This is a genomic window from Mesorhizobium loti CJ3sym, assembly GCF_000472785.1.
GTDB lineage: Bacteria > Pseudomonadota > Alphaproteobacteria > Rhizobiales > Rhizobiaceae > Mesorhizobium > Mesorhizobium loti_E.
The window spans coordinates 1-15,527 of sequence record NZ_AXAL01000019.1; the positions used below are offsets into that span (position 1 = coordinate 1).

Consider the following 15,527-nt stretch of genomic DNA (forward strand, 5'->3'; position numbering starts at 1 on the left):
CGGTCACCCCGAGGTTCCCGGCAGGTTGGTGTTCGACCTGGATCCTGGTCCGGAAGTCGCCTTTGCCGATGTGGTCGCGGCCGCAAAGGAAATGCGTGATCGTCTTGAAGATTTGGGACTGGTCAGCTTTTGCAAGACCACGGGTGGCAAGGGCCTGCACGTTGTGACACCGCTGGCAGGCCAGCGCAGCAAAACGAACTGGCCCGAGGCCAAGGCCTTCGCGAAGGCGGTGTGCGTGCAAATGGCGGCGGACCGTCCGGATCTCTACCTCGTCAACATGGCCAAGAAGTTGCGGACGTCCCGGATCTTTCTCGACTACCTCCGCAACGATCGCATGGCGACGGCCGTTGCACCCCTGTCACCGCGTGCCAGAGAAGGTGCAACTGTTTCCATGCCACTGACCTGGAGCCAGGTGAAGGCGGATCTCGACCCGAAAAAATACACAGTCCGCACCGTGCCGGGGTTGCTGAAGAAGACGGTTGCCTGGGCCGACTACGACGATGGCGAAAGGTCTATCGCGAGCGCGATCAAACGGCTCGGTTCAGCAAAGCTAGCGGCATGACATCGAAACATGCAAAACCGTCTTTCGCCGTCCCATTGGACACGGAACCGATGGAGGCAAAGGCTGCCGCCACGTTGCCTGACAGCGCTGGCCAATGGCAGTACGAACCCAAATGGGACGGCTTCCGCTGCCTTGCCTTCAAAGCTGGCCATGAGGTCGACCTGAGGGCAAAGTCTGGCAAGCCGCTCGGCAGATACTTTCCGGAAGTCGTCTCGATGCTGCGTGTTCTGAGGGCCACTGATTTCGTGGTCGACGGTGAGATCGTCATCGAGGTGAATGGCGCGCTCTCTTTCGATGCGCTGCAGATGCGATTGCATCCAGCGGAAAGCAGGGTTCGAAAGCTGTCTGTCGAAACCCCCGCCAGATTGATCTTGTTTGATATTCTGGCTAGGGCGAACTTCAACGTGATGGACCAGTCGCTGTCCGAAAGGCGCCAAGCTCTGGAACTGTTCGTAGAATCGGCTGGTCATGCCGATATCGAACTGTCGCCTTCTACTCGGGATTTGGCGACAGCAACGAAGTGGCTTGGCGCATCCGGTCACGGTTCGACGGACGGCGTTGTCGCCAAGCTTGTCGACGACGAATATCGGCCCGGCGGACGCGCCATGGTCAAGGTCAAACGGCTGCGTACAGCCGATTGCGTGGTCGGAGGCTTTCGCTATCTGGCAAACGCGCGTGAGGTCGGTTCCTTACTGCTGGGTCTCTACAATAGCCAGGGCAAGCTCGACCATGTGGGGTTCACGTCGACAATCGCGCGGGAGGATCGACCGCAGCTGACCCGACAACTCGAAGCTTTGCGGTCGCCTCCTGGTTTTACCGGCAAGGCTCCGGGCGGCCCAAGCCGCTGGAGCACCGAGAGGAGTGGGGAGTGGGAACCGGTTCACCCCGAATTGGTGGTCGAAGTTCGCTTCGATCACGTCACGAATGATCGCTTCCGGCACGGTACCAAATTTCTGCGATGGCGCCCCGACAAGAATCCCAAGCAATGCACCTTCGAACAGATGCTGAAAACATGAAATCGGCACGCCGTCTGTAGCGCGCGTTGCGCTTAAACCTTGGCCCTATGCGCTCGACTGCCCAGTGTTCGCTTCTTGGCCCCTTTCGTAGTGAGGCTGGGCCTCTGGCGTGATTCCCGCAACGACCCACTGGCTCCGGCGGCGGCGCTAATCGATCAGCGTGTCAATTCGCCTGGAACTATCCATCCCTGAATCCGCCGAGCCAAATTCCGCTGCAGTGAACCGTTCGGCGTCACCGAAAGTTCTCATACCGCTTGGTGCCTTCGGTGAGTGCTGAGGTTGCACCGCCTGCTGCTGACCGGATTTAGACAGCGGGAGCTCTCCCCCGTTGATGGTCCGAAAAACCTCGCTGGCAGGCTGCTCAACCATTGGGTTAGGTGGCATCGGTGTCGATTGCGTCATTGTGGAGTCCTCCGGTTACTGCGCTGCACGTGCGCCAATGAGCGTTACTGTTTGCGTAATTGCGGGCCTAATCTAAGCAGCATCGACGCGCTGGAGATCAGAGACGCGGACCACGCCGTGCTGGCTGACGAAGGTCAGGGTCGTGTCCGTGCTCTGGCTTTGTGAAACACCAGATATGCGATGATCTCCGGTATCGTAGATTATCGTATTTCCATGATCGTCGATTACCAGGCGACGCTTCTCGCTAAACGCCGCGTAGCGCATATGGTTCTGGGAGCCAGCGGCAGACGGCCTTCCAAACTCGTCGGGCCACCACGAGCCGGCGGTTGCCAAACCAGGCGAGCGATAGCTCACATTCGTATCGTCGTTGCGCCCCTCGGCTGGATGATCGCGGAGGTAGGCGGACAGCTCGCCCGCGATAGCGTTGAGCTTCGCCTTGAGGCTGCCGTTGAACATGTCGCCGACCATCGTCATGCCGGAAGACCATTGCGACATGCCTCCGAAGTCGACATGGCTGAACTGGGCCATGGTCCCGCCGCCACGCCGCAAAGCGTCTAGAACAGCGGTGACAGCGCCTTCGGAGATGCCATGTTCGCGCGCAAGACGGGCGGTCAGTTCGGTGTCGTTCTGGGTCATCATGATGTCCTGAGAAATCGATGGAACAGCGTACGGCCGCGCATGCAAGCTTTGTCGGGCCGTTGGTCTGCGCAGCACGGAAGTAACGAGCGTCGAGAGGCGCGGTTCCCGTACCCCGCAGAACGGCAATACATTCGACAGTCACCCACCCAGAAATCGTGTAATCCGCCGCGAAATATCGCGGAACACCCGTCAATGTCATTGACGGAAACGCTAAGATTGAGAGAGCGGACCGCGAGAGCAGATGTGTCCGGCGGCTCAGACCGAGCCGGGGGTTTCGGTCTCTTGATCATGTTGGAATTGCTCTGCCCATTGCAGATCCATCAGCCAAGGCTCGCGCCGGCCGATCCAGAGTTCATAGCCTGGAATGATGTCGCTCGGGGCGAGGTCCAGAGCGCCCAGCATGATCTCCGCCTCGTCGTCCCGCAACGAGGCGATGCGCGATCCGCAATCGGGGCAAAAGCTTCGGCCATTGAACGCCCGTAGGTCGCCAGTGCCCTGATAATCCGTGCCCAAACACCGAAGAAGTTGAACGCGCTGCCGCTCGAGCGGCGGCAATCCTGACAATGGCAAAGGCCAATACGAAGCGGAGCGCCTTTGACCGAGAAGCGAACCGCACCACAGAGGCACCCACCCTGCGAATATAATCTTCGCTCATGTCAGAGCTCGCTTTGGAGGGCCACGGTTCTCGTCGGGGTTGGGGACGGGCAATTCGTCTGGCAAGAGGTCAGGGTCAGGCTCGCGCACATCTGGGGTCCAGCTTGGTGCATTCACGGGCGGTTCTTCGTTCGGCTCTGGTTTGGGCGGCATGACTATTCTCCCGGTCTGTCAACTGGGCGCGATGTCTTGCCGGCCACCGGATGTGCGTCGCTTCGTCTGGCCGTGAAGGGGTCCGCCAAAGCGCTCGTACGTTTGGGCGGAGCGCCTGCCGTCTTGGGGCTGGCTGGCGCCTGGCCTGAGTCATTGGTGCCAGGGTTTTTACGCTGGATTTCCACACCGGCTGCCTCTGGTTCCTTGGCAATTGCAGCGTTGAGGTTATTGATCTTGGCCATCCAGTCATCTCCTTTGCTGGCCAACGACCGGCCGCCAGGAATGTTCCATGCAGCGCGGAACCCGCAGGGTGCAGGCCTGTTATCGATGATCACACAGGAGCAATGAAAATGTCTGGAAACGAAAACCATCGCGAAACAGGTGCGACGAAGTATCCGGCCAGGACTGGCGCTGACCCTTCCGATGCATTCTCCCAGGATGCGGCGAGCAACAAGAAGCCCAAGGACGGCGTTGGATTGACGCGGCCTGTGGACGAAGTCGATGACAAGACGCATCAGTCGGACGGGCAGAACCCACTAGGCCAGGTAAAGAGCTCTCGGCCATGAACGTCGCCAATCTTCAGCTCGAAGGATTGATGATGGCGGTCGCTTCGATCAACAATTTGCTTGTTCACAAGGGCCTGCTTTCAATCGACGACATCAATATCGCTCTGCGGAAGGTCGAGGCCAGTGTGACGGGCGACGAGCGGACTCATGAAGAAATGTCGCCGGCAAATCGCGACGCCATCTGCTTTCCTATCCGGCTTTTGCAAATCGCGAACAATGCCCAGGGCGAGGCCGACGTTCCACCGTTTTCGGAACTGGCGAAGATGGTTGGACAAACGAAAGAGCCGTACAATGATCAGCGGTAATGACGGGCTCGACTTCGTTGCGGCTTACATTTCGCTGTTCTGAATAATTCCCGCTTCGCCATCGTGGATACGCGTGCGCGAGACCGTTGAGTTTTTGAGTCGCACGCCGGGTCCGCCATGGATCGTCTCGCCATCACTTAGAAAGGCGACCCCCGCCAGTTCGAGCGCCGATCGCATCGCGACAATCATGCCGGCGGCCGGAATGCGCTTCCCTTTCTCGAAGTCCCGAACCGTCCCCTCGCTGACCTGCGCTTTGGCGCTAAGCCTGGCTTGTGACCAATCCAGCAGAGCCCGCGCCGCCCGGCATTGCTCGACGGTCAATTGGGTCACAAACTTCTCCTCCATCGACACGGTGCTCGTTGGCCTACGCGCTCTTGCGCTTCGGCTCGCTCTTTTTGGGTGTCGCTAGCCCCTCCTGCTTGAGGCTCTTCTTAAGCACCTCAGCCAGGTTGATGACGTTCTCTTTCGGCTTGGGAGCCGCCTTTGGTGGCGCCTCGCCCTTGCGCTTCGCGTCAATCATGGCAATCAGCGCATCTTCGTAGGTGTCCTCGAATTTCGAGGGATCGAAAGTGGTCACCTTCTTGTCGATGAGCATGCCGGCGATTTCCAGCAACTCGGGATCGTACTTCGACTTGGTCAAGCCCTCAAAAACACTGTCCTCGGCGACCATCTCGTTGTGGTTTCGCAGCTCGGTCATCACCATGCCCTTGCCATAGGGTTGGATCACAACTTCCCGGCCGCGCTGATAGAGCACGATGCACGACCGTGCTGCGACGCCCTTGTTCTTCATCGCGTCGCGGATCACACCGTAGGCTTCGACGGCCGCGCCGTCGGCGGGAATGAGGTAGTAGGGCTTCTCGAGATAGCGGGTGTCGATCTCGCTGATCGCAACAAACTCGCCTACTTCGAGCGTGTGATCCGAGGTGAGCTTAAGCGCCTTGATATCCGCGGGCTCGATCTGAAGGAATTCATCCTTCTCGACCTCGAACCCCTTGACCTGGTCTTCTGCGTCGACCGTCTTTCCTGTCTTTTCGTCAGCGTAGACGCTTTTGACAGGAAGACCGTCCTTGCGGTTCAAGATTTTGAAGTGGATCTTGGATGCCTCGCTGGTGGCGCCGACAATCTTCACCCCGCAAGTCACCGATCCAACCTTCAAAAAGCCCTTTCAGACAGCACGTGGCGCGACCATGTCGTTTATCCTGTTTCGGGTCAGGGCAAACGAGTTTTCTTTCAAATCGTTCCCTCTGCCGCGGGTTCGGCAGAGTCGACTGAATTCAGCAAGAAGCTTGAAAGCCAAACCAACCGGGAGATGGCGGGATCGACCCTGTCGCGGCGCGCTGTAACCAGTATACCCGGCCTAGATTCAGTGGCGTTAAACGTCTGGCCGGATGCTATGAAAGTGCCTGCCTATCAAATCAACCACTTGAGCTTGTGGCTCAAAACGCTGACCTTCAGATCCAATGAGCGTAATAACGCACGCGGCATCGGGACAGCTACGTGCGTAAATTCCTTCGGAATGTTGTGAGCGCTGCTCAGCTGGCTGAGGTATAGTTGAATTTTATGCTGATGGGAGAGCCTATGGTGTAGTCGTAATCCGTACGCACTTGATGGAAGTGTTCGCTGAAAAAGGAGGCTCGGGAGGAAACTTGAACGTTCGTCAAATTGAAACATTTGCTGCCGTAATGAAGGGAGGATCCGCTTCGCACGCGGCCACCATGCTCGGAATAACGCAGCCTGCCATCAGCAGATCAATCGCCGAATTCGAGAAGTCTGTCGGCTTTTCACTGTTCGCCAGAGTGCGCAATCGCTTGGTTCCGACGCCCGAGGCACGGTTGCTTTATCGGGACGTCGAGATCGTATTCCAAGGCGTCGACACCATCCGGGCCGCCGCCGCGCGCATACGCGACCACGGCTCGGGTGAAATCCGGATAGCCACGTTGTCGGCTATCAGCATGTCCCTGGTTCCTGCGGCTATAGGCGCCTTTCGTCAGAAGCATCCGGCAACACGCATCACGCTTCACGTGCTCCCTTCGCGCGAAGTGCGCGACCTTATCGCGTCGGGAGAATTTGACATCGGGCTTGCAGCCGAGGAAATCGATACTGAAGGTGTATTGCATCAAACCTTCATCTCCAGTACGGCGCTTTGCGCCATTCCTGCCGGCCACGCGCTGTCCGCGCTGGAGATAATCACTCCTGCGGATATCGATGGGTTGCCAATGGTCGGATATGTGCCGGAGGATCGTGGCCGGCAGCGTCTTGATCGCATACTCATTGAGGCTGGGAGTAAGCCGAACGTGGTAGTGGAAACGATCTACTCCGCGACTGTCTGTGCACTCGTCGCGCAAGGGGTTGGTTTTGGATTCGTCAATCCGCACTCCGTAGCGGGATTGGACAAATCGCGGATCGTCTTGCGACCCTTCGAACCTGTGCTTCGAACAAAAACTCTGCTTATTCTGCCCCCGGAACGACCGAAATCCGAGCTGGTGAGGGCCTTCATCGATGCGCTTATGACTGCCCGCTAAGCGGACAGTAGGAACTCCTGTATCTTCCGAAGGCGTAGTCCTGCGCATGATCGGCGCTTGATCACCGCTCCCGCGCGCATCAGGTTTGCTTATGGAGCTATTCGCCCCCGTCAATTGTAGCCGGCGTTGTGCCATGGGACATGAATACGTCCGCCCGACTTGTGCATTGCGCAGCGCGGCACATCAGTCGGTAAGGGCACAATGCATCGATCACATACAACAAGGGGAGCCGTCCGATGCTCGCATTCAATCTTTCCACACGTTGTCTTGCCATCGCCTTTGGCTCCGCAGCTTTGTGTCTGAGCGGAGGTCTTGTGGCCAGCGCTACGGAATTTGATTCCGCAACGATCGCCATTGACAAAACCCTGGCCGCAAAGGTGCCCGCCGCGATTGCCTCGCGAGGTGTTCTAACGGTGGGTTCGGACACGACATACCCGCCAGCTGAATTCCTAGGTGGCGCAGACGGCATGACGCCAATGGGAATCGACGTAGACTTGGCGGAAGCAATCGCGCGTACACTTGGGCTCAGGCTCAGCTTCGTCACCGCGCAGTTCGACAGCATTTTGCCGGCGATTGGTCCCAAATACGACCTCGGAATCTCGGCATTCACGATCACTAAGGCGCGCTACGGTGCGGTGGATTTCGTCAGCTATTTCAATGCTGGCAAACAATGGGCGGTGCAAGCGGGCAATCCTAGCCACTTTGATCCTGCCAATCCCTGCGGCGCCAAGGTCGGCGTTCAAGTCGCCTCGACATCGGAAAAGCTGGTTATCGGATTGAGCGATAAATGCATTGCCGCAGGCAAACCCGCAATCAGTCTCGTTGCGCTGTCCAAGCAAACCGACATCATCACCAGACTGGTCAATGGCGCGGTGGACGCAACGATGAACGGATCGACGAATATCGGCTACGCGGTCAAGCAAACGGAAGGAAAGCTCCAGACGCTCGGCGGTATTTCCGAGCCTTCGCCCAACGGCATCGCTATCGCCAAGGGCAATACGGAATGGGCGACTCTCATCGCCGACACGCTGAACAAGCTGATAGCGGACGGAACCTATGCAAGGGTGCTTTCTGCCTGGGGCAGCGACAGCGCCGCGGTTGCCAAGGCCGAAGTCAATCCAGTGGTTCCCGAAGAATGAGTTTCGCGGGCTCAGACATCACAGGCGCCCGCGGTCAGCCTGTAAAGCAGGGGCGCAGCGCGTTGCAAAAGACTGACCCGAGAGAATTCCCGAACAGGATCATTCTCAACAACCCCACGCCAGTGCCCCATCCGGGGCGCTGGATTGCCGTCGGCTTGCTTTGCATTGCCGCGATGCTGGTACTGTGGAGCCTTGCCACCAACCCCAACTTCCACTGGGACGTCGTGCGCAGCTATCTGTTCGATCAACAAGTCCTGCGCGGCATTCTCTGGACTTTGGTCATAACCGTCATGGCAATGGTGGTGGCCATTGTGGCGGCGGTCAGTCTGACCTTCATGCGCGACTCCGAAAATCCGGTGCTGCGGTTCGTCAGTTGGCTGTGGGTCTGGTTGTTTCGCGGCACTCCCGTCTACACACAGCTCGTCTTCTGGGGCCTGCTCAGCGTGCTGTATCCGCGCATCTCAGTCACAGTCCCTTTTGGCCCGCAACTGTTCAGTCTGGAGACGATTGACGTTTTTACACCCGGCGTATCGGCTGTTCTGGGCCTTGGCTTCAACGAGGCCGCCTATCTCGCCGAGATTTTCCGCGCGGGGTTTCGATCTGTCGACAGCGGCCAGAAAGAAGCCGCGAAATCGATCGGCATGGGCAAGACCATGACGATGTTTCGCATCATCCTTCCGCAAGCCATGCGCATGATCATTCCTCCTACCGGGAACGAGACCATTGGCATGCTGAAGACGACGTCCCTAGTGCTCGCCGTGCCATTCGCATTCGATCTGACATTCGCGACGAACACGATCGCCAACCGGCTTTACCTGCCCATTCCTCTGCTGATTGTTTCAGGCCTTTGGTATCTTGCGATCACCAGCATCCTGATGGTTGGCCAACACTTCCTCGAGCAACATTTCGGCAAAGGCGTCGATGTTGCCGCGATCCATCAGGAGTGACCGGCATGGATGCAATCTTCAATCCAGCAGACGATGCGCCAGAGTGCGTGCGGATCAAGGGTGTCCACAAGTTCTTCGGTGCTGTGCACGTGCTGCGCGGCATCGATCTTTCGATCCGCCGCGGCGAAGTCTGCGTCGTCATCGGCCCGTCCGGCTCGGGCAAATCAACGCTGCTCAGGTGCATCAACCAGCTTGAGGGCATAAGTGCCGGGCGCATTTATCTCAACGGCGAACTGATAGGCTACCGGGAGGCCAACGGCCGCCTCAACAGTCTGCCCGAGGCCAAGATAGCGGTGCAAAGGCGAAGCACCGGAATGGTGTTTCAGCGGTTCAATTTGTTTCCGCACAAGACGGCGGTGGAAAACGTTATGGAGGGCCCGCTCAAGGTCAAGAAAACCCCGCGGGCCGAAGCTATCAGAAGAGCATCAGAGCTGCTGGAAAGGGTCGGTCTGGCTGACCGAGCCAACTACTATCCCACCCAGTTGTCTGGCGGACAGCAACAACGGGTCGCCATCGCACGCGCGATGGCGATGGAACCCAATATCCTGCTGTTCGACGAACCGACGTCGGCTCTCGATCCCGAGTTGGTTGGCGAAGTTCTGGACGTCATTCGCGGGCTCGCCAAGACAGGAATAACGATGATGGTTGTGACCCATGAGATCGGTTTCGCCCGAGAGGTCGGCAATCATTTGGTTTTTATGGATGGCGGCATGATCCTCGAAGAAGGTCCTCCGGCAGAGGTGATCGCGGCGCCAAAGAACGCAAGGACGCAATCCTTTCTGGCCAAGGTCCTCTGACGCATCACGCGTACCAGTGCGCCCGCTCGACGGGCCTTCATTCTACAACGGAGATCGTAATGGCGCATGAGATTTTCTCCGGCGAGAGCATCGCTTTGGAAGACGAGAACGAAGTGGCCGGGCTTGTCGCTGACCTTATCCGCATCCCGTCTGTGAACACCGGCAATCCGGAGACCATCGGCGACGGTGAAGCGCGGGCTGCGCGTTATGTCTGCGAAAGGCTGGCCGAAGTTGGTCTCGAGGCCACTTACCTGGAATCAGCACCTGGTCGCGCGAATGTTGTTTGCCGTCTGAAGGGAAGCGAGTCGGCACTCGAAGCCTTGTTGCTGCACGCCCATCTGGATGTCGTACCGGCCAAGGAGGACGAGTGGTCCGTCCCTCCTTTCGCGGGCGAGATTCACGACGGCATGCTCTACGGCCGAGGCGCCGTCGACATGAAGAACATGGCCGGAATGATGTTGGCTATCGCGCGGGGCATGGCGCGCGATCACTTCCAACCGAAGCGCGACATTGTCTTCGCGTGGTTCGCCGATGAAGAGAACGGCTCCGTGTATGGCTCTGAATGGATGACAAAAAATCATCGGGATATGTTTGCCGGTGTCACCAATGCGCTCAGCGAGGTCGGCGGCTTCTCCATCACCTTGCCGAACGGCAAGCGGGCCTACCTGCTGGCAACGGCTGAAAAAGGGGGCGTCCGAGCCAAGCTCACCGCTCGCGGCACCGGCGGCCATGGCGCACTGATCAACGACGACAATCCGGTGACCCGCCTTGCGGGCGCTGTTTACAGGCTCGGCCAGCATCGCTTCGCCCTGCAAAAGACCCCGCATCTCCAGGCGTTGCTCGATGGGCTTTCGGAACTGCTGGGCGTCACCTTCCACGACGACACACTGGACGCGCAGCTCGACGAACTCGGCTTTATCTCCAAAACAATCCGAGCCTCTTTGCGCAACACGGCCAATCCGACGATGCTGACGGCGGGCGTCAAGCGCAATGTCATTCCTTCGACCGCCGAGGCCCAGATCGACTGCCGCATCCTGCCTGGCACCCAGAATGCCTTCGTCGAAGAGGTGCTTGCCATCCTCGGACCGGGGATCGACGTCGATTGGACGTTTGGATGGACTATCGAATCGCCAGTGAAGTCCCCCTTGGTTGACGAGATGGTAGCCGCCATCCTGGCGGAAGACCCGGAAGCGGGCATTCTTCCGTATCTTCTCCCCGGCGGTACCGACAACAAGCTCCTGGCAAAGATCGGCATCAAGGGCTACGGATTCGTGCCCCTGAAAGTACCGGACGGTTTCGACGTCTGGGGCCTCTTCCATGCACCAGACGAGCGAATTCCGGTGGACGCGCTGAAGTTCGGCGTGAGGGTATTTCGAAGATTGCTGCGCCGGTGCTGACTGAACATGCTTGAGTTGTTGCGCAACCGCACGTTTGCAGCGGTGTGGTTCTGCTACACCACTTCGGTCATCGCTTCTGCCGCAATTCCCACTGCCATTACGCTACAAATCGTCGATCATGGCGGTGTCGCGCAACTGGGGATCGTACTGGCCGCACGCACCGCCGGTTTCCTTGTTGGAGCCGTCTTTGGCGGAATGGCGACGGACCGCTTCCCACGGTGGGTGGTACTAGCGGCATCGTGCGGCGTTCGGGGCGTTGCCGCACTGGCAGCGGCTTCCGCAATCGCTGGGCCTTTCGAACTGGTTGCTATTTGCTTGGCCCTGATCGGGGCTGGGGAGGGAACCTTCCGCAGTGCTTATCAGGCCCTGATCGTGGAAATCGTCGGTCCAGGTGACAGACAGAGGGCGAATGCCGTCAATACGCTCAGTATGCGGCTTGCCCTGACCGCCGGACCGGTCGCGGTGGTCTGGGTCTATTCACAGTGCGGCAGCGTGGCGACGCTTACAGCGTCAGGATTGTTGTGGCTTCTGTCCGCCGGCCTTGTGCTCGCCTTATGGTTGCGCGACCGCGATTTCGGAAAGGGGCGGGCGAATGGTGCAAGCCGGAACGTAGTCACAGAGTATGCCGAGGGCTTGAAGGAAGCGCTGCGACATCGCTGGTTCGTCGGCGGCCTGATGGCATTGACGGTCTGGCTGGGCTTCGGCTTCTCGATACAGCAACTGGCGCTGCCGTTCGTCAGCCGCAACGTCTTCGGCTCCGACGTTTTTATCGGTCTATCTCTCGGCGCTTATTCGGCCGGCGCCATATGCGGTGCCTTCCTGTTGACGAGGTGGACGCCGCGCAGGCCCGGATCGCTGGGATTTGTAGGGCTCGCTGCGTTCTCCCTTGTGCCTTTTTCGCTTGTTGGCAGCTCGCCGATGCTCATCGTCGCCGCATACTTCATAGGCGGCGTCGGAATAGAGCTGTTCAACGTTCCATGGTCCACAGCGATCCAGAACGAGGTGCCCAAAGAGCTGATCGGCAGGGTGTCGTCACTGGATTTCCTGGTCTCTTACGGGGTGGCGCCTTTGACGCTCGCGTTCCTTCCCGCCGCCATCGCGCTCTGCGGACGTGACATCGTGACGGTCGGCTGCGGGCTGCTGGTCCTCTGTTCCTCTCTTGGCGCCCTTGCTGTCCCGGGCGCCGACATCCTGCGCGATGACAGAGGCCGCCGCGCCCTATCAGGCTGATGCATGAAGCCATGCCTGCCGGTCAGTGTCGGGCGAGATTTCCATGTTCTATGAACCCACCAGATTCAGGAGACAGACATGCACGATTTGACCAAATGCGTTCATCACCCACGTGTTTCGCACGATGGCTTCTCAAGTCTGGCGGTGCCGACCTACCGGGCATCCACGATCGTCTACTATGACGCCGAAACGTTTTTCAACCGGCACCAGCGCGGGTTCGATGGCTACACCTACGGCCTGCACGGCACGCCGACGACGCGCACACTGGAGGCGCAGATCACTGAATTGCATGGTGGCGTTCGCACGATATTGGTGCCGTCAGGCCAGGCAGCTGTGACGGCGATCATGCTGTCTGTGTTGCTGCCCGGAGACAAGGTTTTGATCCCCGATCATGTCTACGGACCGGTCCGCTATTTCTGCAGGGACTATCTGAAACCGCGTGGAATTGAATATGCGGTCTACGATCCGCTGATTGGCGCCGGCATTGCGGAACTGATCGACGACCAAACCAAACTGATCTGGGTCGAATCTCCTGGTTCCGGCACGATGGAGGTGCAAGACGTGCCGGCCATCATCAAAGCCGCGAAGGGGAAGGGCGTCCTGGTCGGTTGCGACAACACCTGGGCCACACCGCTTCTGTTCAAGCCCCTCTCTCATGGCGCCGACTTTGCGGTCGAGGCGCTAACGAAATATGTCGGAGGCCATTCCGACCTGTTGCTGGGCTCGATCACCGTCACGGACATGGCGCTCCGCCAGAAGATCAAGCTGGTGCTTCGGGATCTCGGAATCGGCGTTTCTCCAGATGAAGTCGCCATGGCTTTGCGTGGCTTGGAAACCATGGGGGTACGCGTTGCCCATATCGGACGCATCTCGGAAGAGTTCGCCCAATGCCTTCTGCTTTCCCCAGTCGTCGAACGCGTCCTTCATCCGGCACTACCGTCCTGTCCCGGCCACGAGTTCTGGCGGCGGGACTTCAAGGGCTCTACTGGAGTGTTCAGCATCGTGCTCAAACCCGGGGTCGAACACCTGCTGGGTGACGCGCTCAATGGCCTGCAAGTCTTCGCCATAGGGGCATCCTGGGGAGGCACCAGAAGCCTGATCGCGCCGATGGCGGTAAAGGCCGACCGCACGGTCAATGCGTGGAACCCCGAAGGCATAGTCCTGCGCATCAGCATTGGCCTGGAAGACTCCGAAGAGCTCTGGAGCGATCTCGATGGGCTTCTCCAGAAACTGGAAGTGATCGACCAGCCCCTGGCCGTTGGAGTGCGCTGAACGGCTTGCAGCACGGTTTGGCGCCGGCATGTGGCGCGTCGCGTCTGCTGGATACAATTGGGTCTCGCGGCTGCCGTGGAAACACGAGGTCGTCATCAAAGCGCAAGCAGGCTGTGCTCGGGATCGGGATACATTCGCCGAGCGCGGCCTTTGAGCGCCGGCGACGTCGCCGATGTCGGCGCCACGTTCGGCAATCCGACGAGAGCACGCCGCGTGAATCGTTGCGCAAACATGTCGGTTATCCGTCCGTGTCATTCGACTGTTTGCCCTCAGCCACCAGGGCCTTTGCGGGCCAACCCCGCGGGTCTGAGATCCTGCTGGAGCGTTTTTGCTCAGGGAGTGCCGATGACAGGTCTTGACCTTGCGTTCAGAAACTTCGTCGACGCCCTTGAAACGGCAAGCGACGAGCCTAGTTTGAGGTGCGCCGCTGACCGTTTTGCCAAACGATTGGGTTACCGATGGTTTGCTTATCTCGGGTTTTCCGAACCGGCGCTCAAGGTGCTTTCTTCCTATCCAAATTCGTGGGTGGAGCGTTACGTCCAGCAACGATACGACGCGATCGATCCCGTCATCGGGCTGGCTCGATCATCGCAGCGATCGTTTCAGTGGGATCGCAGAACTTTGCGATCGCCATCGCTATCGCAGCAGCGCTTCTTCGCCGAGGCTGGCAAATTCGGGATACACAGCGGAGTGACGGTCCCGATACGCGGCGGCTTTGGCCGCTTCGCCGCGTTTACTGTGGCGGGCGACTTGGACTTATGCGTCGAGACCCGCCCTCCCGAAACGGACTGCCTGCAGCTCGCAGGGCTCTATTATCATGCGCATGTCTACGCGAAGCTGCAGTTGGGCCTGACCCGGCTTGCCGATGCGCCTCTCACCCAACGCGAACTGCAGTGTCTCTACTGGGCGGCCCGCGGTAAGAAAACGCCGGAAACAGCCATCATTCTCGGCATCACGGCGCGAACGGTGGTCTTCCATATCGAGAATGCCAGATCGAAGCTGAGTGCATCCACTGTAGCACAAGCGGTTGCTGAGGCCACGCGTCGCGGCCTCATTCGGTCTTGAGTAACACCTCTCCATCAGGGCGCCGATCTTCGATCTAGGCAGGCCTCTTCCGTAACGCATTGCCGTGCCGTCCTCGGCCTGATCGGGATGTGGGAAGCGAATTCTTCGCCCGGGCTTCCGCGCCTACTCACCCTGTAAAACCCTACAGCTGCGCAGCGCTGATCACGCGTGCTTTTGTTCCTTGAACAAGGAGGCCTGCCGCCATGCGCATCGTGTCGATCAACCCTGCGGACCGCAAAGACTTTCCTGAACTGATCGCAAGCATGCACCGCTTGCGCTATCGCGTGTTTCAGGACCGCCTGAATTGGGATGTCTCGGTTAGCGGCGATATGGAGATCGATGCTTACGACGCGCTGGGGCCGACTTACATCCTCGCCGTCGACGCCACCGGCGCGGTCATTGGATGTGCGCGGCTGCTGCCAACGACCGGGCCGACGATGTTGGCGAACACGTTCCCGGCGCTGCTTGGGCCACACCCTGCTCCGCGAAGCGAGGTCACATTCGAAAGCTCGCGCTTCTGCGTGGACACGGGAGCGGCCAAGAGTGTGTCCGCGAATGGGCTTCGCGACGCGACGTTCAGTCTTCTGGCGGGTATACTTGAATGGGGATTGTCGAAAGGCCAGGAGACGATTGTAACCGTCACAGACGTTCGCTTCGAGCGCGTCCTGAGACGGGCTGGTTGGCCGCTTGATCGCTTTGCGCCGCCGATGCCGATCGGCGACACCAGCGCTTTGGCCGGCAGTCTAATGATCAGCCAAGCGGCATTGATGAATGTGCGTGAGATCGGCGAGATTCACGGGCCCGTGCTTTCCGATCCCGCGGTCCAGCCCGACGCGGCCTGAGCATGGTTGCTACTCCTGG

At 59.1% G+C, this 15,527-nt stretch carries 16 protein-coding genes and 2 pseudogenes; 13 read left to right on the forward strand and 5 right to left on the reverse strand.

Annotated elements, in window-relative coordinates; all coding sequences use genetic code 11:
- Window positions 1-562 (forward strand): annotated as a pseudogene (locus A3A9_RS39290) (DNA ligase D); the annotation flags it as partial.
- Window positions 559-1,578, forward strand: a complete 1,020-nt coding sequence (locus A3A9_RS0124095; RefSeq protein ID WP_027061073.1) for an ATP-dependent DNA ligase — start codon at window positions 559-561, stop codon at window positions 1,576-1,578. The pseudogene A3A9_RS39290 and the gene A3A9_RS0124095, both read left to right, overlap by 4 nt.
- A 474-nt stretch (window positions 1,579-2,052) precedes the next feature.
- On the opposite strand, the gene A3A9_RS0124105 is transcribed toward A3A9_RS0124095, so the two are convergent.
- The 3 genes and pseudogenes from A3A9_RS0124105 to A3A9_RS42865 form a co-directional block, all read right to left on the reverse strand.
- Window positions 2,053-2,616 carry a hypothetical protein gene (locus A3A9_RS0124105; RefSeq protein WP_027061075.1) on the reverse strand — a complete coding sequence of 188 codons (564 nt, stop codon included), beginning with the start codon at window positions 2,614-2,616 and terminating at the stop codon, window positions 2,053-2,055.
- Window positions 2,617-2,874: 258 nt separating this feature from the next.
- Window positions 2,875-3,251, reverse strand: a pseudogene (locus A3A9_RS41270) (GFA family protein); the annotation flags it as partial.
- 177 nt (window positions 3,252-3,428) lie between these two features.
- Window positions 3,429-3,668: a hypothetical protein gene (locus A3A9_RS42865; RefSeq protein ID WP_082222211.1), complete on the reverse strand. Its 240-nt coding sequence runs from the start codon at window positions 3,666-3,668 to the stop codon at window positions 3,429-3,431.
- 108 nt (window positions 3,669-3,776) lie between these two features.
- Here A3A9_RS42865 and A3A9_RS44205 point away from each other — a divergent pair, with 108 nt between their 5' ends.
- On the forward strand, window positions 3,777-3,992 hold the full coding sequence (locus A3A9_RS44205) for a hypothetical protein (RefSeq protein ID WP_152536163.1): 216 nt from the start codon (window positions 3,777-3,779) through the stop codon (window positions 3,990-3,992).
- Entirely contained in the window at window positions 3,989-4,297 is a 309-nt protein-coding gene (locus A3A9_RS0124120; RefSeq protein WP_027061076.1) for a hypothetical protein, read from the forward strand. Before A3A9_RS44205 ends, A3A9_RS0124120 begins: the two co-directional genes overlap by 4 nt.
- Window positions 4,298-4,321: 24 nt before the next feature.
- Here the strand turns inward: A3A9_RS0124120 and A3A9_RS39300 are convergent, their stop codons facing one another.
- On the reverse strand, window positions 4,322-4,627 hold the full coding sequence (locus A3A9_RS39300) for a helix-turn-helix domain-containing protein (RefSeq protein WP_343286140.1): 306 nt from the start codon (window positions 4,625-4,627) through the stop codon (window positions 4,322-4,324).
- A gap of 34 nt (window positions 4,628-4,661) precedes the next feature.
- A complete protein-coding gene (locus A3A9_RS41275) occupies window positions 4,662-5,453 on the reverse strand; it encodes a Ku protein (RefSeq protein ID WP_245279113.1) in 792 nt (263 codons plus the stop codon).
- Between the two features lie 490 nt (window positions 5,454-5,943).
- On the opposite strand from A3A9_RS41275, the gene A3A9_RS0124135 reads away from it, so the two are divergent.
- The 9 genes from A3A9_RS0124135 to A3A9_RS0124175 all read left to right on the forward strand — a co-directional run bounded on the left by A3A9_RS0124135 (window position 5,944) and on the right by A3A9_RS0124175 (window position 15,508).
- Window positions 5,944-6,819 (forward strand): LysR substrate-binding domain-containing protein, encoded by an 876-nt coding sequence (locus A3A9_RS0124135; RefSeq protein WP_027061078.1) that lies wholly within the window; start codon window positions 5,944-5,946, stop codon window positions 6,817-6,819.
- Between the two features lie 236 nt (window positions 6,820-7,055).
- Window positions 7,056-7,958: an ABC transporter substrate-binding protein gene (locus tag A3A9_RS0124140; RefSeq protein WP_027061079.1), complete on the forward strand. Its 903-nt coding sequence runs from the start codon at window positions 7,056-7,058 to the stop codon at window positions 7,956-7,958.
- Window positions 7,955-8,905 carry an amino acid ABC transporter permease gene (locus A3A9_RS39310; RefSeq protein WP_082222201.1) on the forward strand — a complete coding sequence of 317 codons (951 nt, stop codon included), beginning with the start codon at window positions 7,955-7,957 and terminating at the stop codon, window positions 8,903-8,905. The genes A3A9_RS0124140 and A3A9_RS39310 overlap by 4 nt, the downstream gene beginning before the upstream one ends.
- Window positions 8,906-8,910: 5 nt before the next feature.
- A complete protein-coding gene (locus A3A9_RS0124150; protein ID WP_051371120.1) occupies window positions 8,911-9,702 on the forward strand; it encodes an amino acid ABC transporter ATP-binding protein in 792 nt (263 codons plus the stop codon).
- A 59-nt stretch (window positions 9,703-9,761) separates the two neighbouring features.
- Complete coding sequence (locus tag A3A9_RS0124155) at window positions 9,762-11,099, forward strand: M20/M25/M40 family metallo-hydrolase (protein WP_027061081.1); 1,338 nt, start codon at window positions 9,762-9,764, stop codon at window positions 11,097-11,099.
- 6 nt (window positions 11,100-11,105) lie between these two features.
- Window positions 11,106-12,329 carry an MFS transporter gene (locus A3A9_RS39315; RefSeq protein ID WP_051371102.1) on the forward strand — a complete coding sequence of 408 codons (1,224 nt, stop codon included), beginning with the start codon at window positions 11,106-11,108 and terminating at the stop codon, window positions 12,327-12,329.
- Between the two features lie 78 nt (window positions 12,330-12,407).
- Window positions 12,408-13,601, forward strand: a complete 1,194-nt coding sequence (gene metC / locus A3A9_RS39320) for a cystathionine beta-lyase (protein WP_051371104.1) — start codon at window positions 12,408-12,410, stop codon at window positions 13,599-13,601.
- A 345-nt stretch (window positions 13,602-13,946) separates the two neighbouring features.
- On the forward strand, window positions 13,947-14,666 hold the full coding sequence (locus A3A9_RS0124170; protein ID WP_027061082.1) for a helix-turn-helix transcriptional regulator: 720 nt from the start codon (window positions 13,947-13,949) through the stop codon (window positions 14,664-14,666).
- A 203-nt stretch (window positions 14,667-14,869) separates the two neighbouring features.
- Window positions 14,870-15,508, forward strand: coding sequence for an acyl-homoserine-lactone synthase (locus A3A9_RS0124175; RefSeq protein WP_027061083.1), 639 nt, complete (start codon window positions 14,870-14,872; stop codon window positions 15,506-15,508).
- Window positions 15,509-15,527 lie beyond the last annotated feature (19 nt).